The sequence below is a fragment of the Streptomyces spororaveus genome, from assembly GCF_016755875.1.
Taxonomy (GTDB): Bacteria; Actinomycetota; Actinomycetes; order Streptomycetales; family Streptomycetaceae; genus Streptomyces; species Streptomyces spororaveus.
The window spans coordinates 208,681-233,759 of record NZ_BNED01000005.1 but is presented as its reverse complement, the minus strand read 5'-3'; the positions used below and the strand labels follow the sequence as shown (position 1 = coordinate 233,759).

At 73.1% G+C, this 25,079-nt stretch carries 21 protein-coding genes and 1 pseudogene; 13 read left to right on the top strand and 9 right to left on the bottom strand.

Features of this window, described 5'->3' with window-relative positions:
* Nucleotides 1–95: 95 nt before the first annotated feature.
* A complete protein-coding gene (locus Sspor_RS03650) occupies nt 96–2,300 on the bottom strand; it encodes an MMPL family transporter (RefSeq protein ID WP_202197724.1) in 2,205 nt (734 codons plus the stop codon).
* A gap of 240 nt (nt 2,301–2,540) precedes the next feature.
* On the opposite strand from Sspor_RS03650, the gene Sspor_RS03645 reads away from it, so the two are divergent.
* The 3 genes from Sspor_RS03645 to Sspor_RS03635 all read left to right on the top strand — a co-directional run bounded on the left by Sspor_RS03645 (nt 2,541) and on the right by Sspor_RS03635 (nt 4,809).
* Nucleotides 2,541–3,755, top strand: a complete 1,215-nt coding sequence (locus tag Sspor_RS03645; protein ID WP_202197723.1) for a sensor histidine kinase — start codon at nt 2,541–2,543, stop codon at nt 3,753–3,755.
* Nucleotides 3,756–3,772: 17 nt separating this feature from the next.
* The gene (locus Sspor_RS03640; RefSeq protein ID WP_202197722.1) at nt 3,773–4,441 is read left to right on the top strand and encodes a response regulator; all 669 of its coding nucleotides are present in this window, start codon (nt 3,773–3,775) and stop codon (nt 4,439–4,441) included.
* A 143-nt stretch (nt 4,442–4,584) separates the two neighbouring features.
* Complete coding sequence (locus tag Sspor_RS03635; RefSeq protein WP_202197721.1) at nt 4,585–4,809, top strand: hypothetical protein; 225 nt, start codon at nt 4,585–4,587, stop codon at nt 4,807–4,809.
* 108 nt (nt 4,810–4,917) lie between these two features.
* On the opposite strand, the gene Sspor_RS03630 is transcribed toward Sspor_RS03635, so the two are convergent.
* The gene (locus Sspor_RS03630) at nt 4,918–5,790 is read right to left on the bottom strand and encodes a PhzF family phenazine biosynthesis protein (protein WP_202197720.1); all 873 of its coding nucleotides are present in this window, start codon (nt 5,788–5,790) and stop codon (nt 4,918–4,920) included.
* A 310-nt stretch (nt 5,791–6,100) separates the two neighbouring features.
* On the opposite strand from Sspor_RS03630, the gene Sspor_RS03625 reads away from it, so the two are divergent.
* Complete coding sequence (locus tag Sspor_RS03625; RefSeq protein WP_202197719.1) at nt 6,101–8,992, top strand: TIM-barrel domain-containing protein; 2,892 nt, start codon at nt 6,101–6,103, stop codon at nt 8,990–8,992.
* Between the two features lie 5 nt (nt 8,993–8,997).
* On the opposite strand, the gene Sspor_RS03620 is transcribed toward Sspor_RS03625, so the two are convergent.
* Nucleotides 8,998–9,537, bottom strand: a complete 540-nt coding sequence (locus Sspor_RS03620) for a DUF6817 domain-containing protein (RefSeq protein WP_202197718.1) — start codon at nt 9,535–9,537, stop codon at nt 8,998–9,000.
* Between the two features lie 257 nt (nt 9,538–9,794).
* Here Sspor_RS03620 and Sspor_RS03615 point away from each other — a divergent pair, with 257 nt between their 5' ends.
* Complete coding sequence (locus Sspor_RS03615) at nt 9,795–10,703, top strand: LysR family transcriptional regulator (RefSeq protein WP_202197717.1); 909 nt, start codon at nt 9,795–9,797, stop codon at nt 10,701–10,703.
* A gap of 96 nt (nt 10,704–10,799) precedes the next feature.
* Here the strand turns inward: Sspor_RS03615 and Sspor_RS03610 are convergent.
* The 3 genes and pseudogenes from Sspor_RS03610 to Sspor_RS03600 form a co-directional block, all read right to left on the bottom strand.
* Nucleotides 10,800–11,927 (bottom strand): annotated as a pseudogene (locus tag Sspor_RS03610) (MFS transporter); the annotation flags it as partial.
* 38 nt (nt 11,928–11,965) lie between these two features.
* A complete protein-coding gene (locus Sspor_RS03605) occupies nt 11,966–12,565 on the bottom strand; it encodes a TetR/AcrR family transcriptional regulator (RefSeq protein WP_202197716.1) in 600 nt (199 codons plus the stop codon).
* Between the two features lie 73 nt (nt 12,566–12,638).
* On the bottom strand, nt 12,639–13,601 hold the full coding sequence (locus tag Sspor_RS03600; protein WP_237403646.1) for an NADP-dependent oxidoreductase: 963 nt from the start codon (nt 13,599–13,601) through the stop codon (nt 12,639–12,641).
* Nucleotides 13,602–13,724: 123 nt separating this feature from the next.
* Here Sspor_RS03600 and Sspor_RS03595 point away from each other — a divergent pair, with 123 nt between their 5' ends.
* From Sspor_RS03595 to Sspor_RS03580, 4 genes are all read left to right on the top strand, one after another.
* Entirely contained in the window at nt 13,725–14,753 is a 1,029-nt protein-coding gene (locus tag Sspor_RS03595; protein ID WP_202197715.1) for a GlxA family transcriptional regulator, read from the top strand.
* Between the two features lie 32 nt (nt 14,754–14,785).
* Nucleotides 14,786–15,028 (top strand): DUF6158 family protein, encoded by a 243-nt coding sequence (locus Sspor_RS03590; protein WP_202197714.1) that lies wholly within the window; start codon nt 14,786–14,788, stop codon nt 15,026–15,028.
* 146 nt (nt 15,029–15,174) lie between these two features.
* A complete protein-coding gene (locus Sspor_RS03585) occupies nt 15,175–15,756 on the top strand; it encodes a TetR/AcrR family transcriptional regulator (RefSeq protein ID WP_202197713.1) in 582 nt (193 codons plus the stop codon).
* 46 nt (nt 15,757–15,802) lie between these two features.
* The gene (locus Sspor_RS03580) at nt 15,803–17,326 is read left to right on the top strand and encodes an MFS transporter (RefSeq protein ID WP_202197712.1); all 1,524 of its coding nucleotides are present in this window, start codon (nt 15,803–15,805) and stop codon (nt 17,324–17,326) included.
* Here Sspor_RS03580 and Sspor_RS03575 read toward each other — a convergent pair.
* Entirely contained in the window at nt 17,289–18,668 is a 1,380-nt protein-coding gene (locus Sspor_RS03575) for a helix-turn-helix transcriptional regulator (RefSeq protein ID WP_202197711.1), read from the bottom strand. The genes Sspor_RS03580 and Sspor_RS03575 overlap by 38 nt on opposite strands.
* Nucleotides 18,669–18,806: 138 nt before the next feature.
* On the opposite strand from Sspor_RS03575, the gene Sspor_RS03570 reads away from it, so the two are divergent.
* Nucleotides 18,807–20,186, top strand: a complete 1,380-nt coding sequence (locus Sspor_RS03570) for a M64 family metallopeptidase (RefSeq protein WP_202197710.1) — start codon at nt 18,807–18,809, stop codon at nt 20,184–20,186.
* Nucleotides 20,187–20,258: 72 nt separating this feature from the next.
* Nucleotides 20,259–21,317, top strand: coding sequence for a vWA domain-containing protein (locus Sspor_RS03565; protein WP_202197709.1), 1,059 nt, complete (start codon nt 20,259–20,261; stop codon nt 21,315–21,317).
* A gap of 108 nt (nt 21,318–21,425) precedes the next feature.
* Here the strand turns inward: Sspor_RS03565 and Sspor_RS03560 are convergent, their stop codons facing one another.
* Together Sspor_RS03560 and Sspor_RS03555 are read right to left on the bottom strand one after the other, a co-directional pair.
* Nucleotides 21,426–21,614: a DUF6381 family protein gene (locus Sspor_RS03560; RefSeq protein WP_030718106.1), complete on the bottom strand. Its 189-nt coding sequence runs from the start codon at nt 21,612–21,614 to the stop codon at nt 21,426–21,428.
* Between the two features lie 120 nt (nt 21,615–21,734).
* Nucleotides 21,735–22,481, bottom strand: coding sequence for a VOC family protein (locus Sspor_RS03555; protein ID WP_202197708.1), 747 nt, complete (start codon nt 22,479–22,481; stop codon nt 21,735–21,737).
* A 340-nt stretch (nt 22,482–22,821) separates the two neighbouring features.
* On the opposite strand from Sspor_RS03555, the gene Sspor_RS03550 reads away from it, so the two are divergent.
* Both Sspor_RS03550 and Sspor_RS03545 read left to right on the top strand, forming a co-directional pair.
* Nucleotides 22,822–23,799 (top strand): isopenicillin N synthase family dioxygenase, encoded by a 978-nt coding sequence (locus Sspor_RS03550; RefSeq protein WP_202197707.1) that lies wholly within the window; start codon nt 22,822–22,824, stop codon nt 23,797–23,799.
* Between the two features lie 89 nt (nt 23,800–23,888).
* Nucleotides 23,889–25,073: an alpha/beta hydrolase family protein gene (locus Sspor_RS03545; RefSeq protein ID WP_202197706.1), complete on the top strand. Its 1,185-nt coding sequence runs from the start codon at nt 23,889–23,891 to the stop codon at nt 25,071–25,073.
* Nucleotides 25,074–25,079: the final 6 nt, after the last annotated feature.

The following is a 25,079-nucleotide window of genomic DNA, read 5'->3' as shown; positions in this document are numbered from 1 at the left end:
GCGGCCGGACGGCGAAGGCGCCGCCGCACGCAGGGCCCCGTACGACCGTACGGTCCCGCGCGCGGCGGCGCCTTCGTCATGCCCGGGGCTGTCGCTCAGCCGACCAGCACCCGGTCCGTGCTCGGCCGCCGGTCCGCGTCGATGTCCCGCTCAGGGTGGCGCGGACGCACCGGCCACCACATCGACCGGCCCAGAAGGGCGGCCAGCGCGGGCACCAGCACGATCGACAGGACGAAGGCGGAGAGCATGATCCCGAGGGCCGTCGCGAAACCGATCTGCTGGGTGGACGGGGCGGGGGTGACGGCCAGGCTGCCGAAGGACGCGGCCAGCACCAGGCCCGCCGTGGCGATGGCGGGCGCCGTGTGCCGCACGGCGCGCCCCACGGCGGCGCGGGCCGGACCGGGCCGGGCCATCTCCTCCCGGATCCGGTCGCTCATCAGGATGTTGTAGTCGGTGCCCAGCGCGACCACGAACAGGAACAGCACGAGCGGCAGGGTGAAGTCCACCCCGGGGCGGTCCAGCGCGTGCTGGAACACCAGGGTCGAGGCGCCGAGGGTGGCCGCGAAGCCCAGCCCGACCGAGGCCAGCAGGATCACCGGTGCCAGCAGGCTGCGCAGCAGGGCGAGCAGGATCAGCGCGATGAGCGCCGCCGCCACCGGGAAGACCACCCGCAGGTCCTTGTCCACCGCGGTGGCGATGTCGGCGAAGACGGCCGCCGTGCCGCCCACGTGCGCCTGCGTACCGTCGGGAGTGTGCGCCGCGACCGCGGCCCGGACCGGGCCCGTCACCAGATCGCGCGCGGCCTGCCCCTGCGGATCGGCGGTCAGGAACAGGTCGATCCGCGCCGCCCGCCGGTCCTCGGTCAGTACCGTCCGCGCGACCTGGCCCACACCGCCCACCCCGGCGAGCGCCTCGGACAGTCCGCCGAGGCGTTCGGCGCTCAGAGCCGCGCCGTCGGAAGCGGTGACGAAAACGCTCGTCGGATCCGACACCCCGGCCGGCAGGGCGCGGGAGATCTCCGCCGCGGTGGCCGTGGCGGCGGTGCGCTCGCCGCCCCCACCGCTCTGCCCGTAGTCCATGCGTACCCCCACGACTCCGGCGGCCAGCGTGCCGAGCAGCGCCACCGAGGCCAGGACCAGGACGAACGGCCGGCGCGCGACCCGGTCGCCCATCCGCGCGGCGGACCCCGCGCGGGGCTCGTGCCGCAGGGCCCGGGACGGCCAGAACATCTTGCGGCCGGTGACCGCTAGCAGGGCCGGCATCAGGGTCAGGCTGCCCAGCAGCATCACCAGCACCGACAGGGCGATGGCCGGACCGAGCACCCGGAACTGGCCGAAGGAGGCGACCCCGAGCGTGGCGAAGGCGGCGACGATGGTCAGGGCCGCGGAGGTGATGGCCGTACCCACCCGCCCGGCGACATGGGCGGCCGCTTCGCGCCCGGACTGCTCGGGGTGCTCGCGCAGTTGCTCCCGGAAGCGGAAGAGGAGGAACAGGAAGTAGTCGATGCCGATGCCCATCAGCACCACACTGATCAGACTCGGTGTGGACTCCGAGAGCCCGATTCCGGTCAGCAGCGCGGCGCCCACCACCGCGCCCGCCGCGGCGCCCCCGATGACGGTGACCGCGAGCAGCGGCAGCAGGGCGGCCAGGGCGCTGCGGAAGACGAGCACGTGCAACAGGACGATGACCGCGAGCATGGCGATGCCGACGGCCTTCGAGCGGGTCTCCTCCGCCTCCGTCGTGTCCACGCGGTCGGCGATGCCGCCCGTGAAGCCGGTGCGCAGGCCCTCCTCCGCCAGAGCGTCCCGGGTCGAGTCGCGGAACGCCCGGTAGGTGTCCTGCACCCCGGGATCGGCGGGATTCCCGGTCAGTTCGACGGTCAGCAGCCGGAAGGTGCGGTCGGGCGCCGTCATGGCCGGGCTGACCCGGGGGACCTGCGAGTGGTCCTGCGCGAGCGGCATCGTCTCCTCGGTCCTGGGCATGACGACGCGCTCGCGGGCCAGCCGTGCGGCCTGCGCGTCGATGCGCTGCTCGTCGGCGGCGCCGAGGGGTGCCCCGTCCGACCGGGCCACCAGTACCGTCAGGAGGTTGGCGTCCGGCTTCGCCCCGAACCGCTCCTCGGCGATCTTCAGAGCGGCCGCCGAGTCGTACTGCGCGGGCAGGAACCCGCCGTTGCCGGTCTGGACGGCGCGGAAGACGAACGCCTGGCCCAGGACGGCCGCCGCCAATCCCAGGACCGCCCACAGGGCGATGACCTTCCACGGACTTCTCGTCGAGAATCCGGTCAGGGCGCGGATCACATTTCCTCCGGTCTGTGCGGTGCCGGCCGGGGGTTCCCGGCCTGACTCCAGACCATCAGGGGCGAGCGGGCGAAACGTCGGGTCGGGGGAGGATCCGCACCCCGGGACCAGGGTCCGGCCTCCCGCGCCGACCAGGACTCCGGTCCTGGTACGGGCCCCGACCCCGGTCGGGTGGCAGGGGCGGCGGCCGGTGCCAGAATGGATCACCGGGGGACAGGACGGGCGGGTATGGGGGCGGGCATGGGTGCGGATTCGGTTGCGGCCGCTGCCGCTGCCGCGGGTACGGGCAGCGCCGAGGCCAAAGGCGCGGACGGAGGTGCCGAGCGCGGACCGTGGACGCGCAACGACGCGCTCGTGGCGACGGCGGCCGGCGCCACGGACCTCGTCGGGTTCTCCCTGGGAGCCCTGACCGAGGGCAGGTCCCTCAGCGTGACCGCGGCCGCCCTGCTGGTCGTCTCGGCGATGACCCTGCTCGCCCGGCGCGTCCACCCGCTGCCGGTCCTCGCCGCCGTACTGGCCCTGGGCGCCCTCGTGAACATGGCCGCCCCGCTGTCCCCGCACTTCACCCTCAGCCTCACGGTCGCCCTCTACTCGGTGGTCAGGGCCTGCCGCCCCGCCGTGGTCGCGGTGACGGTGGCCGCCGCGGTACCGCTCGTGTCCGCGGGCCAGAGCGGCTGGCCGCTGCCCTACGGCTGGTGGGGTCTGGCCGGAAACGCGGTGGCCGCCCTCATCACGGTCACCGCGGCCGTGGTGGTCAACCACCGGCAACGGGAGGCCGAGGCCCAGCGGATGCGGCACGCCGACCGGGCGGTCGCCGACGAGCGGCGGCGGATCGCGCGCGAACTGCACGACATCGTCGCCCACCACATCACCACCATGCAGCTGATGGCCGGCGGGGCGCGGGCCAACCTGGCCTACGACCCCGAGGCGTCCCGGGAAGCACTGGTCACCCTGGAGGACTCAGGGCGGATGGCGTTGCGCGAGATGCGCCAACTCCTCGACGTACTGCGCGCCGGGGAGGAACCGGAGGCCACCCCGCCGGCGCCGCAGCCCGGGGCCGACGACCTGGCCCGGATCATCACGGAGTCACGGCTGGCCGGGACGGAGACCGAGTTCACGGTGGACGGAGCGGTCCGCCCGCTCCCGCCCACGGTGGGCCTCACCGTCTTCCGGATCGTCCAGGAGGCCCTGACCAACACCCGCAAGCACGCGGGCAGGGCGCGGGCCCACGTACGGCTCACGTACCACGGGGACGAGGTGGGCGTGGAGGTGCGCGACGACGGGGCGGGAGCACAGGCACCGCCCGCACGCCCCGCGGCGCGCTCCGGGTACGGTCTGATCGGCATGCACGAGCGGGTCGCCCTGCAGGGCGGAACCCTGGAGGCCGCCGCCCTCGCCGGCGGTGGATTCCGGGTGGCGGCACGGATCCCCCTCCCTGTCCGAGACACCCCCTGAAGAGAGGAACCGCACGGATGATCCGTGTACTCATCGCCGACGACCAGCCGCTGGTCCGGCGCGGCCTGGCGCTGATCCTGGGTCCCGACCCGGAGGTCGAGGTCGTGGGCGAGGCCGAGGACGGGGCCCGGGCCGTGGCCCTCGCCCAGCGGCTACGGCCCGACGTGGTCGTCATGGACATCCGCATGCCGGTCATGGACGGGGTCAAGGCCACCGAGGAACTCGCGCGCACGCTTCCGGAGACCCGCGTGCTGGCCCTCAGCACCTTCGACATGGACGAGTACGTGGTCGCCGCCCTGCGCGCCGGCGCGTACGGCTTCCTGCCGAAGGACATCTCCCCGGAAGAGCTGATCGCCGCGGTCCGGATCGTCCACACCGGCGAGGCCGCCGTCGCGCCGCGGCTGCTCAGCCGGCTCCTCTCCGCCTACGTACGGACCCCCGCACGGCCGCCGTCGTGGGCCGCCGGGACCCCCCACGAACTCACCCCGCGCGAGCTGGAGATCTGGCGGCTCATGGCCACCGGCCGGGGCAACGCCGAGATCGCCGCGGAACTGGACATCAGCGTCTCCACGGTCAAGAACCACATCACCGGCATCTTCGGCAAGCTGGGTGTCCGCGACCGCGCGCAGGCGGTGATCGCGGCGTACGAATCGGGCCTGGTGGAGGCCGGCGGCGGGAGTGGCTGATCACCAAGTGCCCGTGAGCGGACCGGATTCCTCCTGAGGACCGCACCTCTGACCAGCCGGAACACTGGACGATTCGCCCGTGCGCACACGGGCCGGTCCATGGCACAGTGCGATCAGCCCAACCGCACGACCAGGGAGCCTCCATGCGCGATCCGCACGCCCCGCCGCTCACGGCGGCTCCCGAGTGCCGTGCGGACCCCCGCCCGCTGCCCTGCTGCCCGGTGTGCGCGGACGCACCCGAACGCATCTCCTGGCGCCAGCGCCCGGGCCGGCCGGTGATCCTGGTCTTCGACCCCTGCGGCCACCACTGGTCCTCCCCGGCCCCACCGGTCCTCACGGTCACCCCACCGCTCCCGACGGCCCGGTAAACGGCGGGGCCAGGCGACATCGAGCTCTTCGCGGAGCGCGGGAACGAGGATGAAGCACCTGCGGAAACGCGGTCGCCGAGGGGGCGTTCGCGGAACTCGCGGAGAGGGTCATTCGTGAGAGTCGCGGACCACCGCCAACCCGCCGACCCGGGTCGTGATGCCCGCCGGTCCGCGTCGGGCCGAAGCGAGCACGCTGGCCGGTCGACCGAGGGTGTCGCCCTGCTCCACCTCGATCGTGACCGTCCGCGCCCCTGTCGTGTCGAGCAGGTGGGCGGCCAGGCAGCCGGTGCTGTTGGCGTTGGCGACGTCCTCGTCGACGCCGATCGCCGGCGCGAACATCCGCGCCGCACCCGGTCGGTCGCCCACCGGTGGTACGTACACGAAACAGCCGAGTAGCCCGTACCGCCTGCACGCCGCTGTCAGCCTGCCGAGATGTGGGTGGACTCGGAGCAGCGCCGACCGGTCGTGGACCGGTACCAGCATGCGTGGCGCGCCGGGCGAGGCGATCCGTGGCGCGTCGGTCGGATGCGGATCGTCCGCGGTGAGCCCGAGCGCGGCGACGATCGCGGCGCGCTCGTCCGGTGCCGGGTGACGCAGCGCGACGAGGCCCTGGTCGAACCACACCTCGATGCTGGCGGAGCGGCGGATCGCGACGGTGTCGAACGTGCGCCCGCCGGTGTGTTGGCGGTCGTTCAGCCCGCCCAGCGTGGTGCGGGTCAACCGGACGGCCTGCGCGGCAACAGTGCCGTGGCCGCAGCCGGACAGTTCGGCGGTGGCGGTGAAGAACCGGACCGGCCGGCCGCCGTCCGGCGTCCGCCCCGGGCCGAGGAACGCCGCGTGCGAGGTGCCGGCCGCAGCGGCGACCGCACGCCGGTCCGCGTCCGTCGCCGCCGGGTCGTCGTCGGTGACGGCCGTGGGGCTGCCGCCCCGGCCGTCGCGCCGCACGCACGCATCAACCACCGTGACATCCCGCCAGGACATCGGCCCCCCTCTTTGACGTTCAGCGATCCGGCAACCGCGAACGGCGTCCGCCGATAGCCGGACCTGGCCGCAACGGCCGACCGAACGCGTCCCGGAGCGTACCGTCCTGCCTCGGCCGGTGCCGCGCCCTCCCGTACGGAGACGGCCACGGCCACCTTCCAGGCCTCACGTTCACCTGATGGATGCTCAAACATGCTTGATGACAGTCGACTTCGAGCATCATCTTTCACTGAGGCCCGTCGGAGCGCTATCTTGCCGGGAGCATGCCAAGGAGCTGTGTCCGTGTCCGGACCGCACGAGGAGCTGCCCCATGAGACTGCCAAGCATCCGCAGGAGCCAGGGTCGGCAAGGCCCGTCAGGCAGCCGAGTTCACGCGGCGCGGCGGGGGCGCAGGCGGCGCACCCCGGCCGTCGCCCTGCTCGCCGCCGCCCTCACCGTCGCGGGTCTGGCCGCCGCCGGACCGGTCGCCTTACCGGCCTCCGCCTCAGCCTCCGCCCCTGCCGGCCCCGCCGAGGCCACGGCAACGGCCGGCGACGTCACCGGCTTCACCCGGTCCGGGAACACCTTCACCGTCACGGCCTCCGGCGGCGCCAAGGCCCGCGTGGTGGTCGCCCGCGCCGACATCTTCCGCCTCTGGCTCTCGCCCGACGGGTCCTTCACCGACGATCCGGCCGGCACCGACCTCGCCCCCACCACCGACTTCGGTTCCGTGCCCACGAGCTGGTCGGACGCCGGCGCGTACTACCGGATCACCACCGGATCCCTCTCGATCCGGGTCAACAAGAAGCCCCTGCGGTTCTCCGTCTACCGCGCGGACAACACCACCCCCGTCTGGCAGGAGACCCGGCCCACCAGCTGGACCGGCGGCCGCACCACCCAGTACCTGGCCCGGGGCGCGGACGAGCAGTTCTACGGCACGGGCCTGCGCCTGGGCGAGTGGGCGCTGCGCGGGAAGACCGTCCCGGTCGCCGTCGACAACAAGTGGCGTGAGAACGACAACGCCAGCCCCGCCCCCTTCTACATGTCCACCAACGGCTACGGCGCCATGCGCAACACCTGGGCCCCGGGCTCCTACGGCTTCGACGCGCCCACCACCCTCACCCACGACGAGAAGCGCTTCGACGCCTGGTACTTCACCGGCGACTCCCTCAAGTCCGTGCTCGACGCGTACACCGACGTCAGCGGCAAGCCCTTCCTGGCCCCGATGTGGGGCTTCGAGCTCGGCAACGCCGACTGCTTCAACGCCTCCAACCCCGACTACCAGGGCGATCACGACCGGCTCCGCCACCAAACCACCCCCGACGTCGTCGGTTACGCGGCCGACGCCCGGGCCGCCGACATGCCCTCGGGCTGGTTCCTGCCCAACGACGGCTACGGCTGCGGCTACACCGCGCCCCTCAAGTCGACCGTCGACGCCCTGAAGGCCAAGGGCTTCCAGACCGGCCTGTGGACCTCCACCGGCCTCGGGTCCATCGCCGACGAGGTGGGCACGGCCGGCAGCCGGGGCGTGAAGACCGACGTGGCCTGGATCGGCAGCGGCTACAAGTACGCCTTCGACGGCGTGCGGCAGGCCGTGGACGGGATCGAGAAGAACTCCGACGCCCGCCGCTTCGTCTGGACCGTCGACGGCTGGGCGGGCACCCAGCGCAACGCCGTCGTCTGGACCGGCGACACGTACGGCACCTGGGACGACATGCGCTGGCACGTCCCCGCCATCACCGGAGCGGGTCTGTCCGGCCTCAACTACGCGGCCGGCGACATCGACGGCATCTTCGGCGGCAGCCCGCAGACGTACACCCGGGACCTGCAGTGGAAGGCCTTCACCCCGGCCTTCATGACCATGTCCGGCTGGGGCGCGACCGGCCCGTCCGCCGGCTACCACGACAAGCAGCCCTGGCGGTTCGCCGAGCCGTACCTGTCCATCAACCGCAAGTACCTGCAGCTCAAGATGCGGTTGATGCCGTACCTGTACACGATGAGCCGCGTCGCCCACGAGAGCGGCGTGCCCAGCACCCGCGCCATGGTCCTGGAGTACCCCGACGACCCGGTGGCCCGCGGCAACCTCACCAGCGGCCAGTTCATGGCCGGTGACTCCCTGCTCGTCGCACCCGTCGTCTCCGACACCTCCGTCCGCGACGGCATCTACCTCCCCGCCGGGACCTGGACCGACTACTGGACGGGCCGTACCTACGCGGGCCCGGGCTGGCTGAACGGGTACCAGGCGCCGCTGGAGACCCTGCCGCTCTTCGTCAAGGGCGGCGCCGTCGTACCGATGTGGCCGCAGATGAACCACACGGGCGAGAAGCCCGTCTCGACCCTCACCTACGACATCCACCCGCGCGGTGCCTCCACCTTCAGCCTCTACGAGGACGACGGCCGCACCCGCGCCCACGAGTCCGGCGCCTACGCCCGCCAGCGGGTCGACGTCGCCGCCCCGACCGGCGGCTCCGGTACGGTCACCGTCTCCGTGGGCGCCCCCACCGGCAGCTACACCGGCAAACCCGCCTCCCGGGCCTACGAGTTCACCCTGCACGTGGCCACCGCACCCGCCACCGTCACCCTGGACGGGAGCCCCCTGACGGGCCTGTCCTCCAGGGCCGCCTACGACACCGCCGCGTCCGGCTGGTACTTCGACCCGGCGGACCGCTCCGGCGTCCTCCGGGTCAAGACGCCCGCCACGGCAGGCGCGTTCAGCGTCTCGGCCACCGGCACCGCCGTCCCCGAGGCCGCGGCGCTGCCCTCCTCATCCGCTCCGCTCGACCGGTCCGCCTGGTCCCTGGTCCACGCCGACAGCCAGGAGAGCGCCGCCGAGAACGGCGCAGCCGCGCACGCCTTCGACGGGAACCCGGCCACCCTGTGGCACACCGCCTGGTCCCCGGCGAAGCCCGCCCCGCTCCCGCACGAGATCCAGCTCGACCTCGGCGCCCGCTACACGGTGGACGGCCTCGGCTACCTGCCGCGCCAGGACGGCGGCGTCAACGGCCGGATCGGCGGATACGAGGTCTACGTGTCCGACAGCACCGCCGACTGGGGGCCACCCGTGGCGAGCGGTACCTTCGCCGACACCGCGGCCGCCAAGTCCGCGGCGCTCGCGCCGAAGAAGGGCCGCTACCTCCGCCTGAAAGCACTGACCGAGGCCGGCGGCCGCGGCCCCTGGACCAGCGCCGCCGAGATCACCCTCACCGGGCGGCCCGCCCCCTGACCGGTTCAACCCTCCCCGTCGCCGAGCACGGCCCGGCACTCCCGCCGGGCCGGCTCGCTCAGCAGCGGGCGCAACCCTGCGAACAGTGCCCGGAGTCGGGCACCCCACGCGTCGCGGAAGGCGGGATCGACCCGTGCCAGGTCGAGCTCGTTGGCCGCCGACAGCTCGGCGAGGTCCCGCCGGAGCTCCAGGGCGGGGGAGTGGACGCGGCCGGTGAACCGGTCCCGGAAGGAAGCCTCCTCGCGGGCGAGCGTCGGATACGAGGCCGCCCGGTCGCAGGCGGCGTACGCGTACACGATCTCCTCGGCCTGGTCGCCGATCACCGCGGCCAGTTCGGCCCGCCGGGAGAGCGGCAGCAGGGCGGTGGGAAAACCGTCCGTACCGTAGAACGCGTGGCACAGGCCGGCCCGGCGGAGCGCCGGCCGCGCCCCCCAGGACGCCAGGAGTCCCTGCACGCGCTCAAGGTGTGCGAGGAGGGTCCCGCCCGGATGGGCGAGGTGCTGCGCACCGAGCTCCCGCAGCCATGCGACGGCATGATCCGGCACCGGCGTCTCCCTTCGGTCAGCGGTCAGCGGTCAGCGGTCAGCGGTCAGCGGGCGGCGGGTCGGGTGGGTCGGGTGGGCTGGGTGGGTCCGGTGGGCCGGGTGGGTCGGCACCCGTCCCTGCCCGTACCTGGGTTCCGGACCCCGTGGCGCGGTCGGGGACGGGTTGCCGCCCGGGCCCTGCATCGATCTTGATCCCATCCAAAACCCAAGTCAATCCTCCGATTTGCTCTCTGCATCCAAGCGATACCTTGGATCTCATGACCCTCGATGATCTTCGTGTGTTCGTGGCCGTCTGCCGCTCCGGCAGCCTCAGCGCCGTGGCCCGCGATCTCGGCTGCACCCAGTCGGCCGTCAGCCAGCACATCCGCCGACTGGAGAAGCGGACCGGCGCCAGCCTCCTGGAGCGCCACGCCCGTGGCGTCGTACCCACCGAGGCCGGCCGCATCCTCCGGACGGCCGCCGCCGAGGGCATCGCCGGACTCGACGGCGCCCTGCGCCGCCTCGACGACCTCGTCCGGGGCGGCGGCGGCACCGTCCGCGTCACCACGGGAGCGACGACGGTGCGGCACTTCATGTCCGAAGCCGTCGTCACCTTCCGCCGCCGCCACCCCGAGGTGAGCCTGGAGTTCCAGACCGAGAACTCCAGCCGCAGCTGCTTCGACGCCCTCGCCGCCGACGACCTCGACCTCGCCTGGATCACCATCGGCGCCCCGGTCCGCGGCATCGAGCTGCGCCCCGTCATGGAGCTGCCCTGGGTACTCGCCGTCGGCGCCGACGACCCCCTCGCCGGCCGCGCCCGCATCGACCCCGCCGACCTCGCCGGCATCCGTCACATCCGGCTGCCCGAGAACTCCGCCTCCCGCGCCCACCTCGACGCCGCCTTCGCCGCCTCAGGCATCCGGGTCAGCTCCGACACCAGCGTGGCCGACTGGGACACCGCCCTGCTGCTCGCCGAACTGGGCCTCGGGCACGCCGTCGTGCCCGCGCTGCCCGGCTGGCAGGTCCCCGGCTCGGACGGCCCGCTGCGCCTCGTGCCGATCCCCGCGCTGCCGCCCCTCGCCGTCGGCTGGGCCGTTCGCCGCTGGGCCGCCCTCGCCCGGCCGGCCCTCGTCTTCGCCGACGAGGTCGCCCGCAGCTGCCGGGCGCGCGCCGCCGGGCAGCAGTGACGCCGCCGCCAGCCCGGCCGCCGCCAGCACGGCGAGCACCACCAGCGCCGCGCCGTGCGACCCGGCGCTCGCGGCGACCGCGATCCCGAGGGCGGGGCCGATGTTCATCGACGTCTGCTTGAGCCCCCCGACGACCCCGGCGTACCCGGCCGGGGCCTCGCCGACCACGGCCCCGGTGGCCGTGACCATGACCGTGGTGAACCCGGCGCCGAGCACCCCGAAGGCCACCGCCGAAGCGGAGCCCAGCCCGGCGATCCCGGCGACGACCAGCCCCGTACCGGCCAGCGCGGTGCGGCGGGCCCCGAACCGGCGCAGCGCCAGGCCCGCCACCGGCGCCCCCGCGACCATCGCCGCGGTCAGCGGCAGCACCCGCACCCCGGTGGCGAGCGGGTCCAGCCCCGCTCCGTCCTGCAGGTGGAACGTGGCGGTGAACAGGGCCCCGAACATGCCCGCGGAGACGATCAGCAGCAGCCCCATCGAGGCCGTCACCGCCGTGGAACGGGCCACGGCGTGCGGTACGAACGGCCGCGCCGCCCGCCGCTCGCGGCGTACGAACAGGGCCGCGAGCCCCGCGGCGGCCCCGAAGCCGATGACGGTGGGCGCGGCGGTCCACCCGTACTCGGGCACGCCGACCAGCGCGTGCACGAACACCGCCAGGGCGGTGGCGAGCAGGGCGGCGCCGGCGAGTTCCAGCCGCCCGCGCTCCGCACGCGGCGGCGCGGGGGCCCGTACGGCGAGCGTCAGCGCGGCGATCACCAGGGCCGCCGGCACATTGATCACGAACACCGCCCGCCAGTCCCACCGGGCGACCAGCACGCCCCCGAGCAGTGGACCGACCGCCGCGGCCGCACCGATCGCGCTGGTCCGTACGGCGACCGGAACGGCGAGCCGGTCGGCCGGGTACGCGAGCCGCAGCAGCGCCAGCGTCGCGGGCTGCAGCAGCGCGCCGAACACGCCCTGCGCGGCGCGCAGCGCGATCACCCAGCCCACGCCGGGCGCGAACACGATGCCGGCCGAGGCCGCGGCGAACCCGAGCACGCCGACGAAGAGCAGCCGGGGGTGCCCGTACCGGTCACCGAGGCGCCCGGCCACGACCAGGAACGCGGCCACGGCCAGCAGATAGGCGGTACTGGTCCACTGGACCTGCGCCACGCTCGCCCCCAGGTCGCGGCGCAGGCTCGGCTGCGCCACGGTCAGCACGGTGCCGTCCAGTGCGACGAGCATGGCTCCCGCCACGCTGACGAGCAGTGAGATCCGCTGCCTCATACGGGCTCCGGACCCAGATGCGCGTCGACGGCGGCGCCGACGAGCCGTTCGACGCCGCCGTCCGTCGCGCCGCCGAGGACCAGCGGCAGGCTCCCCCAGCGCCACAACTGCGCCACGCCGTGCAGGTTGGCCCACAACGCGGCGGCGGTGACGGAGGGTTCGGCGGCTCCGCACCGGCGAACGAGCGTGACCAGGAGATCGAACAGCGGGAGCGTCGACTCCCGCAGCCGCGGTCCTTCGGAGGGCCCCTGGCCCGTACTGTCCAGCAGGTCGTGCCGGAACATCAGCGCGAACATCCCCGCGCGCTCCAGCGCGTAGTCGACGTAGGCGCACCCGATCGTCCGCACCCGCGCCCGCGGCGTCAGGTCCGGAGCACCGACCACCGCCGCGACGCGCACGCCGAGATCCTCGAACCCGCGCCGGGCGATCGCCGACAGCAGGGACCGGTGGGTGGGGAAGTACCGGCGCGGCGCCCCGTGCGAGACACCGGCGCGGCGGGCGATCTCCCGCAGCCCGACGGCGTCGGCGCCCTCGCTCAGGACGAGTTCCACACCTGCGTCGATCAGCCGCTCCCGGAGCGGTCTCTCCTGGTCCATGGAGACTGTCTACCAGGGTGGGTAGACAGTGTCTACTGGTTCTCGCCGCTGGGCGGCGGGCTTACTCGGCCCGTCAGGCCACGGACAGGACGATCTTTCCCCGGGTGCGTCCGCCCTCGCCGAGCGCATGAGCCCTGGCCACGTCCTCCAGGGGGAACACCGCGGCGACCTCGACCCGCAGCCGGCCGCTGTCGATCAGGGCGGCGACCGCGCGCAGAGCGGCCTGGTCGGGCTCGACGAGCATGAACACGGCGCGGACGCCGGCCGCGCGGGCCTGTTCGGCCGGGAACGTCTCGTCCAGGGGCACGATGGAGACCAGCGTTCCGCCGGGCCGCAGGGTGCTCAGGGAGCGGGACCAGTAGGCGGGTCCGACGGCGTCGAGGACGACGTCGACGTCGCCGACGGCCCCCGCGAAGTCCTGGCGGGTGTGGTCGACGAGTTCGTCGGCGCCCAGTGCGCGCAGGAAGCCGTGCCCGGCCTCACGGGCGGTGCCGATGACGTACGCGCCCCGGGACTTGGCGATCTGCACGGCGAGGTGGCCGACACCGCCCGCCGCCGCGTGGATCAGGACGCGGCTGCCCGGCCCGACGCCGGCCGTGTCGACCAGGGCCTGCCAGGCCGTGAGGGCCGCCAGCGGGACGGCCGCCGCACGGACGTGGTCGAGCCGCTCGGGGCGGTGGGCGAAATGGCGGGCCGGAGCCGTGACGTAGTCGGCGTAGGCCCCGGCCGGGTGCGGGAAGCGCGGCATGCCGAACACCGCGTCGCCGGGCTGGAAGACGGTGACGCCGCGGCCGACCTCCTCGACGACGCCGGAGACGTCGAAGCCCAATGTGAACGGGGTGGTCGCGCCCGTGGAGAACGCGCCCCGCGAACGGGTCTGCCAGTCCGCCGGGTTGACGCCCGCGGCGTGCACCCGGACCAGGATCTCGGTCGGGCCGGGACTCGGCCGTTCGGTCTCGACGAGCCGGAGCACTTCCGGTCCGCCGGGGCCGTCCTGGGTGACGGCGCGCATCATCGGACGGGCTTCGTGGGTCATGGCGATCGCTTTCGGGAGGGAATCAGTGGGTTCATACCCCTTCGTCAGGGCACGTTCCCAGGCTGCCGCGAGGGGGAGGGGCCGGACAGCGGCCCGATGGTCAACACCTGAAAGGATCGGGTCATGCACCGCATCGGAGTCCTCGCCCTGGACGGCGTGCTGCCCTTCGAACTGGGCATCGCGGCCCGCGTCTTCGGCGCGGCACGCGACGCGGAGGGCGACGCCCTCTACTCCGTGACCACGTGCAGCCTGGACGGCGGCCCGGTGCGGACCGATTCCGACTACCGACTCGCCGTGGCGCACGACGCGTCCGTCCTCGCCGACGTCGACACGGTGGTCATCCCGCCCTCCCGCGGCCTGGGGCCGATCCGCACCGAAGGCCTCCTCCCGGACGCCCTGCGCACCGCCCTCGCCGCCGTCCGGCCCGGCGCGCGGATGGTGGCGATCTGCACCGGCGCCTACGTCCTGGCCGCCGCGGGCCTCCTCGACGGCCGTTCGGCCACCACCCACTGGCGTGAGGCGGACCGGCTGCGGCGGACGTTCACCCGGGTGCGCGTCGACCCCGACGTGCTGTTCGTCGACGACGGCGACGTGCTGACCTCGGCCGGGGTCGCCGCCGGCATCGACCTGTGCCTGCACATCGTCCGCCGTGACCACGGCAGCGAGATCGCCAACGAGGTGGCGCGTGCCTGTGTCGTCCCGCCGTGGCGCGACGGCGGGCAGGCGCAGTACATCCGCCGCCCCGTGCCCGAGCCCACGGCCGACGGTACGGCCCCCACGCGCGCCTGGGTCCTGGAACGGCTCGGCGAGCCCGTGACCCTGGCCGACATGGCCGCGCACGCCAAGGTCAGCGTCCGGACCTTCACCCGCCGCTTCCGGGACGAGGTCGGAGCGAGCCCCGGACGATGGCTCGTGCAGCAGCGGATCGAGCGGGCCCGGCACCTGCTGGAGACCACGGACTGGACGGTCGACACGGTGGCCGCCCGCGCGGGCCTCGGCACCGGCACCTCGCTGCGCCAGCACCTGCGCACCGCCATCGGTGTCTCGCCGCAGGCGTACCGCCGCACCTTCCGTGCGGCGCGCCCGGCCCCGGAGGCCCGCTCCCGCGGTGCGGGGGATGATGGAGTGGCCGGGGAGGCAGGCCCAGTGTGATCCCGCGGCCCGGTGGAGGAGGTGCACGTGCCATGACGGAGCACGACGGCGGTCCGGCGGCGCAGAAACTGGAAGAGGGCCGGCTGCTCAAAGAGCTGGAAGCCATCCACCGGACGCGCCACGAGACCCTGTTGCACGGGTCCGACGACGCCCTGGTCACCCATACGAAGCGGATGAACGAGCTGGAGCACGAGTACGTGCGCCGCCACCCGCAGCGAGCCCAGACCGCAAGCCGCACCCGCTCGGGAGCCCGCGCCCGCAGCACCGGCGACTAAGGGGTGTCCTGCCGTCTCCTCCGACGGAAGGGCGGCCGGCTCCGCGAAATGATCTCCACCTCGACGACGGGACACGCCCGTCTCGTGGGTCTTCTTTGCATCGAATGAGACAAACTTGTATCGTTCGAGGCGAAGGAGGCTCATACATGGTGAATGAAGAAGAGCTGCTGGACGGCGCCGCCCGCGTCCTCGCCGGCGATCACAGCGCCTCGATGGTGCAGATCGCCGCCGGCATCGGCACCAGCCGCGCCACCCTGAGCCGCCGCTACGCGACCCGCGAAGCCCTGCTCAAGGCCGTCGCCGTCCGGGCCATCGAGGTCGTCGACGGCTGCCTGGCGCCGCTCGACCTCACGCGGAGCGCCGACGCCGCCGCCTTCGACGCCGCCATCGAGGAATTGGTCGTCGCCCTGATGCCGGCCGCGCACCTGTACGGCTTCACCTCGCGCGACGCCACCGTCCTCGCGGATCCCGAGTTCCGGGCCGGCGTGGACCGGCAGGACCAGCAGGCCGTGGCCTTCCTCGCCCACGGCCAGCGGCTGGGCCGACTGCGCGCGGACCTGCCGCCGTACTGGATCTGGTACTCGCTCTGGGGCCTGCTCGACGCCGCCGCAGAGGGGGTGCGCGACGGCCACTTCGCCCCGCGCCAGATCGGCCACCTGGTGCTGACCTCCTTCCTCAGCGGGACACGGCCGCTCGCGCAGCCCCCCGCGGGCCCTCCCGCGCCCTGAACTCCCCTCCACCGTGCGCACACGGCGCACCTCTGAACGGAACCTCATGCACACCCCTGCGCAGGCCCCGCACAGGTGGATCGTCCTGGCGATCCTCTCCGGCAGCCTCCTGCTCATCTCCATGGACACCACGATCCTCAACGTGGCCTTCCCCTCGCTCGTCGGCGACCTCCAGCCGGGCGCCGTCCAGCAGCTGTGGATCATCGACGTCTACGCGCTCGCCCTGTCCGGACTCCTGGTCACCGCGGGCGCGCTGGGTGACCGCTGGGGGCGCAAGCGGCTGCTCATGGCGGGCTTCGGCATCTTCTCGGCCGCCTCGCTCATGGCCGTGTTCGCCACCGAGGCCTGGCACGTCATAGCCGCCCGCGCCCTGCTCGGCATCGGCGGCGCCGCCATCATGCCGTCCACCGTGTCGATCCTGCGCACCGTCTTCACCGACGCCAGGGAGCGCGCCTTCGCCCTCGCCGTCTGGGCGGCCGTCTTCGGCGGCGGCATGGCCTTCGGGCCGGTCGTCGGCGGACTCCTGGTCCAGGACTACGGCTGGCACTCCGCCTTCCTCCTCAACCTCCCCGTCGCCGCCGTCATCGTCGCGGCCGGACTGCGCTACCTGCCCGAATCGCGCTCCCCGCGCAGCAGCGGCGCATGGGACTGGTGGGGCGTCGGCCAGTCCGTCGTCGGCATGCTCGCCCTCGCGGGCGGCATCAAGCAGCTCGGCAAGAGCGGCGTCGCCGACCCGCTGCCCTGGGCCCTGCTCCTGATCGCCGCCGCCCTGCTGACGGTCTTCGTACGCCGCCAGCTGCGCCTGGACAACCCGCTGCTGCAGGTACGGCTGTTCGCCAAGCCCGCCTTCAGCGTCGCCGCCACCGCGATCTTCCTGCCCATGGTGGGCATGGGCGCGATCCTCTTCCTCGTCACCCAGTGGTTCCAGTACGGCGAGGGCTACACCCCGCTGGAGGCCGGACTGCGCCTGCTGCCCGCCCCGCTCGCGCTGATCGCCGCCTCGATGGTGGCCCCGTCGCTGATGCACCGCTTCGCCATCCGCCACGTGCTCGGCGCCGGGCTCGTCGTCCTGGCCTCCGGCATGGCCCTGCCCTGGACCTTCCAGCAGTTCACCGACCTCGGCTACCAGGCCTTCGCCGCCGCCCTGGCGGTGATGGGCCTGGGCGCCGGCCTCGCCACCACCGTGGCCTCGGTGACCCTGGTCTCCGCCGCTCCCGCAGCCGAGGTCTCCAGCGCCGCCGCCATCGAGGAGACCTGCTACGAACTAGGCTCGGCCATGGGTGTCGCCGTCCTCGGCTCCACCGCGGCGGCGCTCTACCGGGGCAACCTGCCCGCCCTGGAGCTGGACGGCCCGAGCACCGCCGCCGTACAGGGCTCCGTCGGCGAGGCCGCGCACACCGCCGAACGCATCGGCGGCGCCGTCGGCCAGGCCCTGCTCGACACCGCCTCGCACGCCTACACCCTGGCGATCACTCCGGCCTTCCTGCTGGCCGCCGTACTCGCGGTCGCGGCGGCGGCCACGACCTGGACGCTCATTCCGCGGGACCTGCAGCCCACCGAGAACCACTGACCCGGGCGGGCAGCACCGCGGGCGCGGCGGGCGCCGGGCCCAAGGTGGTGGTGCCGGGCGCCGCCCGGTGCCCCAGGCCCGTTCGGTACGCGTCCATGGCCGCCTCGACCCGGCCCGTACGCCGCAGCAGATCACCCAGCAGCCGGCACAGGTCCGCGAGATCGCCCGTCGCCCCGCTGCGTTCCAGCAGGGCCAGCGCCTGTACGTAGTGCTCCTCGGCGGACTCCCACTCCCCGCGCGCCTCGGCCATCAGGCCGAGGAGCCGGTGCGCGCCGCCCGCGTGCACGGCGCCGTGGCTGTCCCCCAGCTCCAGCAGGGCCGAGAGCAGTCCGGCCGCCTCCTCGTACCGGCCGAGCTGGCGCAGTACGTCGGCCAGCTCGACCTCCACCTGGGCCGTGTAGAGTCCGGCGCGGCGAGCCGACAGCATGTCCCGGGCTATGCGCAACTCACGCTCCGCCGAAGCGAGTTCGCCGTTCTGTGCCTGTACGTAGCCGCGCATCCAGTGGCAGTGCGCCAGATCGGTCCGCAGCCGCAGCTGCCCGTAGATCTCCTGGGCCTTCGCCAGTGAGGCGTCGGCGTCGGCCACCCGCCCCCCGGCCAGGAAGGTCCGGGCGACCTGCCGGTGCATGCCGGCCACCAGGGCCGGGTCGCCGACCTGCGGAGCCAGGGCGAGCGCGACCTCGGCGGCGTGGGCGGCGCGGGCGTGGGCGCCCATGTCGAGGTACGGCCCGATGATCGCGGCGTTGAGCAGAACCAGCGCCTCGGGGTCGGCCAGCCCGCTCGCGCCCAGCTCGTCGATGGCGGATTCGAGCAGGTAGCAGGCGTAGCGGAGCTCACCGGCGAGCAGGTGCGCGACCGCCCGGCCGCGGACCGGCCGGGCCCGGCGGGGGAGCGGCTCGGCCGCGAGGAGGCGCTCCGCCGCCTCGAAGTGTGTGATCGCCTCGGGCAGTTCACCGGACTCCAGGGCGCAGTCGCCGAGCCCGAGCCGGGCCTCCGCCTGCTCCGGGACCAGCCCGAGCTCCTCGGCCTCGGCGAGCAGCCGCCGGTAGCGCGCGGCGGCCTCGTCGGCCGCGCCCGTGGCGAGCGTCTGCTGGGCGTCGGTGAGGGCGAGCCGCAGTTCGGTGGCGAGGTGGGCGGGGCGGCCGGTGGTGAGCTCCTCGTACGAGGTGCCCAGGCGGGCGGCGAGGAAGCGCAGCGCAGTCTCGGAGGGCCGGACCTTGCCCGACTCCAGGGTGGAGATGTAGGCCGAGGTATAGGCGGGCTCCGCCAACTGCTTCTGTGTCAGGCCGAGTTCACCGCGCATGTGCGCAACCCTGCGCCCGATCCGGGCCGGTTCGTCCATCGATTCCCCCTGGTCGCTCGAACTCCCCAGTATTCAGGGGGAGCAGGCATTGCGCACGCCCCGCGCGCCACCTAGTTTAAGCAACCGATTCACCGTGCTTAACAAACTACTTAACTTCCGTCCTCGGGGGAGTACTTCATGGATCCAGTCAGAGGCTCGGTCAGGCGCTCGGTCAGGCGCTCGGTCAGGCGCTCGGTGTTGCGCGCGGCCGTCGCGACGATCTGCGCCACCGCCGCGCTGGTGGCCGCCGGACCCGCGGGCGCGGCCGACGCCCCGGCGGGGCACCGGATCGAGGTCGAGATACCCGGGCCCGAGCACGGCGGTGACGCCGGGTCGGGCCACGCCCGCGTACCGGCCGCGGGCAGCCCCGCCAAGGCGTCGGGCCGGCTGTCCCCGGCCGAGCGGTCGGCCGACGGCCAGGTCACCAAGCTGATCGACAACGGCTCCACCGCCGACCGCCTCGACGTCGTGGTCATCGGTGACGGTTACACCGCCGCGGAGCTGGCACGGTTCCACACCGACGCCGAGCAGAAATGGGCCGAGGTGACCGCCGTCGAGCCCTACACCACGTACCGGAACCTCTTCAACGTCTGGACGGTCGACGCCGTCTCGCACGACTCCGGAGTCTCCGGCGACCCCGACCCGGCCACCGTCCGCGACACCGCCCTCGGCTCCTCCTTCTGGTGCGAGGACATCGAGCGGCTGCTCTGCGTCGACCAGCCCAAGGTGGACGCGTACGTGGCCAAGGCTCCTGCCGCCGACCTCGTCATCGTCCTGGCCAACAGCGCCAAGTACGGCGGCGCGGGCTACAACGAGCGCAATGCCGCCCTCGGGTACGAGGGGATATCGACGGCATCCGCGGGTCACCCGAAGTCCGGCCAGGTGGCCATCCACGAGACCGGTCACTCCCTCGGCAAGCTCGCCGACGAGTACTTCTACCCGGGCGTCCCGGAGTACGAGAAGTACACGGGCCCCGAGCCCGTCGAATCCAACAGCTCGGCCCTGCCGGCCGACCGCATGGCCGAGCAGCGGACCAAGTGGTACCGCTGGCTCGGCGAGGAATCACCCGACGGCGGCACCGTGGGCGCCTACGAGGGCGGCAACTACTTCGTGACCGGGCTGAACCGGCCCACCGACAACTCGCTCATGCGGGTCCTGGGCAAGCCCTTCAACCTGCCCGGCGTCGAGTCGATGATCGCCGGGTTCTACCAGCACGCGCGGATCGTCACCCCGCTCACCCCGACCGACCGCACCCTGCGGCTGCGCCACTCCGCGAAGGTGTCCGTACCGAAGCTGGCCGGCGCGGACGGCCGCCAACCCGTGGTCCGCTGGTACCTCGACGGCCGGGAGCTGAAGCGCTTCGAGGGCCGCAGGACGGTGTCGGTGGCGGAACTGTGGCTCTTCGACCTCCGTACGCACCGCCTGACGGTCACGGCCGAGGACCGCACCCCGTCGGTGCGCGACCCGAAGGTGATCCGTACCCTGCGCTCCTCGGCCGACTGGAACGTCCGGCTCTGACGAACTCCGTTGTCAGTGGCTCCTCCTAGTGTGAAGCCATCACTCGGGGAGCCACGGAGAAGGAGCAGAACCATGTCCGCCAACAGGATCCAGCACAAGGTGAACCACGTCGCGCTGGTCGTGGACTGCTCGGGTTCCATGCGTCAGCACCAGGGCCAACTGATCCGCGTGGTCGACGAGTTCGTGGCGGGTCTCAAGGCCGAGTCGGACAGTCTCGGTCACGAGACCCGTATCAGCCTCTACTCCTTCGACCACAAGGTGGAGAACCTGGTCTGGGACATGGACGTGAAGCACCTGCCGTCCATGCGGGGTCTGTACAAGGTCAACAACGGTGCGACCGCCCTGATCGAGGCCTCGCTGAAGTCGCTGGACGACCTGGGCCACATCTGGGAGGAGTACGGCGAGCACAGCTTCCTCCAGATCGTGGTGACGGACGGCGAGGAGAACGCCTCCGGCGGCGACCGGCGGCACGACGGCGACATGACGATCCTCGGCCCCTGGCTCGACAGGATCACGTCGAAGATGGGCACGCTCCCGGGCCACTGGACGTCCGCGATCCTCGTTCCGAACTCCCTGGCGAAGCGGACCGCCCAGAACTACGGTTTCCCGGCCGGCAACATCGCCATCTGGAACGCGGATTCGCAGGAGGGCGTCGAGGAGGCGATCGGCACGGTGCGTGCCGCCGCCACCAGCTTCCTGCGCGGCCGCGAGAAGGGCGTCCGCGGTACGAAGAACCTGTTCGCGGTCGGCCAGGACCTCTCGGTCGACGACGTACGGGCGAAGCTCGAACCGGTCCCGGCCGACAAGTACCGGCTGCTGAAGGTCGACGAGGAGGTCGCGATCCGGTCCTTCGTCGACTCGCATCCGGGCGTGGCGTACGAGCGCGGCTCGTGCTACTACCAGCTGGGAAGCCGGGTTCAGGTGCAGGCCGACAAGGAAGTCATCGTGGTCGAGAAGAGCACCGACCGCGCGTACACGGGCGATGCGGCGCGCAGTCTCCTGTTCGGCACGGGCATCCAGGGGACCGTCTCCGTGAAGGCGGGGTGCAATCCCGAGCTGGAGGTGTACGTCCAGAGCCGTTCGGTGAACCGGAAGCTCAAGCCCAGGACCCGTCTGCTCATCATGCTCTGAACGAGCCCGACCACCGACCGCGGACCCGGCCCCGGTGACCACGCGGCGGCCGGTGGCCGCGGCGACGGGGATCGCGGCGGCCACCGGCCGGTGGGGGAGGCGTACGGGCTACATGGGGTCCATGCCCCGGTCGTCCATACGGCCCTCCTGCTCGCTCTGCTCCTGGAGGCGGCGCGCCTTCTCCTTCAGCCGGCGGCGCTCCTCCGGGTCGGTGGACCGCTCGGCCGCGTCGTTCAGCTCTTTGGCCTTGGCGCGCATCTGCTGGGACCGGCCGCGGGACTCACCTGAAACGCTCATGATCGCTCCTTGGATCTGTGGGGAGAGCGGGCGGACTCAGCGAATCAGTACTGCCGTGCGTGCGCATCTCGAAACGTCACCGAGTGTGAATCTCCCCCCACACCGATGCAGGAGGGGCGGTCAGTCCGGGTCCGACCCGAGGGCGGTGGTCAGGGTGAACAGAGCCCCGTCCGGGTCGCGGAGCGTCACCCACCGCTCCAGGGCGTTCGAGGTGACATCCGAGACGGGCCGCCCGCCCAGCGAGACGGCGGCCTCCACCGCGGGCCGGAGCTTCGGCACCCGGAAGTGGACGTGCCAGCGGGGCCTGGTGTGCGGGGAGTAGGAGGCCATCTCCACGGGACCGCTGTTCAGGCGGGCGACGGGCTCGCCGTCCTGCCGCAGCACGACCTGGTCCTCCTCGTACGAGACCTCGCAGCAGCCGGCGCGGCCGGTGGCCCATTCCAGCACCGCGCCGTAGAAGATCGCCGCGTCCAGCGCGTTCCTCGTGCGCAGTTCGAGCCAGGCGGGTGACGGGCCCCTGCCCACCCGCCAGTCCGCCTCCACATTGCCCTCCCAGATTCCGAAGACGGCCCCGTCCGGGTCCGCGACGAGGGCGGCGCGGCCGCCCGAATCGAAGGAGACCGGGCCGACCGCGATCGTGCCCGTCCGCTCCCGGATCCGGTCCACCGCCACATCGGCGTCGTCGACCGCGAAATACGGGGTCCAGGCTGCGGCGACCCCCAGGTCCGCGGCCAGCGCCCCGATGCCCGCCACCGGGACACGGCCCTGGAACGCCACCGAGAACGCCTCGCCGAGGCGGGTCGGACGGAATCTCCAGCCCACGACCGCACCGTAGAAGTGCTGGGCCGTGCCGAGGTCGCGTGTCATCAGGCTCACCCAGCAGGGTGCCCCGAAGACTTCCCTCGTCGAAATCTCCACCACTCTCTCCGTCCCTGACCAGCCGTTCGCCCTCCCCCTCATTCTGGTCCTTATCGTGATGATCCTCGCGACCGACGGGAGTGAATGCACACAGAAGGTCGCCCATCGTTACGCTCCGTGTCGGTTCTCGTCGAACTCGTGGCTGATCCTGGAGCGCCGGGGCGCGAGCGCTGCGCCAACGACCCGGCGTCCCCGAACACGCTCATCGCGAGCTCCGCCGCCTCCCACCGCGGCACGAGGGATAACCTCGGTCCCGGACGCCCTCGCAGCCCCGGAAGGCAGGTCTCCCATGGCCGGATCCCAGATTCCCGTGATCGATCTCGGGCCGTGGCGGTCCGGCGGACCCGAGGCGCGCGCCCGTACGGCGGTCCGCGTCGACGAGGCCCTGCGCGCGGCCGGCTTCCTCCTGGTGACCGGGCACGGCGTCGACCCCGCGCTGCCCGCGAGGATCCGGGAGGCCGCGGGTGAGTTCTTCCGGCTGCCCGCGCGCGCCAAGGCGCCGTACGCCGTCAGGGTCGGCGGCCGGGGCTGGCTCGGCCCCGGGGCGGAGGCCAACAGCTACGCCGAGGGCCAGGCCTCACCACCGGACCTCAAGGAATCGTGGTCCTTCGCGGCCGAGGACCCCACCGGCGTCCCCTCCGTGGACACCGAATGGTTCGCGCCCAACACCTGGCCGGCCGAAGTGCCCGAGCTGAGGCCCCTGGTGACGGAGTACCTGCGCCTGATGCGCACCCTCTCCGACGAGCTGCTGGAACTCCTGGCCGGGGCCCTGGGCCTGGCCGAGGACCACTTCACCCGCCACACCTCACACCCCACCTGGGGGTTCAACCTCAACTGGTACCCGGGCACCGAGGTCGTCGGCCCGCCGCTGCCCGGCCAGTTCCGTATCGGCGCGCACACCGACTTCGGTACGGTCACGGTCCTCGACCGGCAGCTGGGCGCGGGCGGGCTCCAGATCCACACCGAGGCCGACGGCTGGCAGGACGCGCCCTTCGACCCCGGGGCGCTCACCGTCAACATCGGCGACCTGATGGCCCGCTGGACGGGTGACCGCTGGCGCGCGGGCCGCCACCGGGTACTGCCACCGCCCGCCGACACGCCCGCCGAGGAGCTGATCTCCCTCGTCTACTTCTACGAATGCGACCCGCACACCCGGGTGGAGTCCCTGCCCGCCCCCGTCGGCCGGGTGGTGCACGACCCCGTCGACTCCCACACGTACCTGCGGGGCAAACTCGACGCGATCAGCGTGGCTCATCCTCAGGAGTGACCGGGAGCCACCCCCTCCCTCCGAGGTCGGACAGCGGATCGGTCTCTCAGCTGACGAACCGCCAGGACCTTCCGCATAGCGTGAAGTTCATGACGAACCGCAGAACCGTTGCCTCCGTGACTCTTCTCGCCCTGCTCCTGCCGATCCCGCTCGTCACCGCCGGAACCTCGTTCGCCGCGGACACCTCCGTGGCGGCCGGGCCCGCGGCGGCGGACACCGTAAGCCGCCGTACGGCGGTGGAACTCCCGCGTCCGACCGGCCGTTTCGCCGTCGGCCGGGAGGACCTGCACCTGGTGGACCACAGCCGCACGGACCCCTGGGCCGGATCCGGGCCCCGCGAGCTCATGGTCACCATGCGATACCCGGCGCGGCACGACACCGGCCGGACCACGCGCTACCTCACCTCCGAGGAGGCCCGCCTGCTGCTCGTCGACCGCGGGCTGGACCAGGTCATCCCGGTCGAGACCCTGACCGGCACACGGTCCCACGCCCGGACCGGCGCGCGCCCGGCCGCCGGACGGTACCCGCTGGTCGTGCTCTCCCCGGGGTTCACCGTCCACCGGGCCACCCTCACGGCGCTCGCCGAGGACCTGGCCTCCCGCGGCTACGTCGTCGCCGCGGTGGACCACGCCTACGAGAGCGTGGGCACCGCCTTCCCCGGCGGCCGCGTGCTGCAGTGCCTGGCCTGCGAGAAGGTCCAGGGCGAGGAGGGCTACCGGACCGTCGGCGAGACCCGGGCCCGTGACGTGTCCTTCCTCCTGGACCGCCTTACCGGACGCGACCCCGTATGGCGCCACGCCGGACTCATCGACAAGGGCCGCATCGCGATGGCCGGCCATTCCATCGGCGGCTCCTCGACCGCGGCCGCGATGGCCGCCGACCACAGGATCCGTGCCGGGGTCAACATGGACGGCGGCTTCTCCACCCCGGTCCCCGCGGCCGGACTCGGCGGGCGCCCCTTCATGCTGCTCGGCGCACAGCAGCGGCGTCCCGGCGGCAACGCGAGCTGGGACCGCGACTGGCCGCTGCTCGACGGCTGGAAGCGCTGGATCACCTTCGCCGACTCCGGACACTTCACCTTCACCGACTTCCCGGCGATCGGCGAACAGCTGGGCCTGCCCGACGGAGAGGCCCCGCTGCCCGGCGCCCGCTCCGTCGAACTGACCCGGCGCTACGTCGCGGCCTTCTTCGACCAGCACCTGGGGGGCAGGCCGCAGCCCGTGCTCGACGGCCCGTCGCCCGACGCGCCGGAAGTCGGCTTCCACACCCCCTGACTCCTG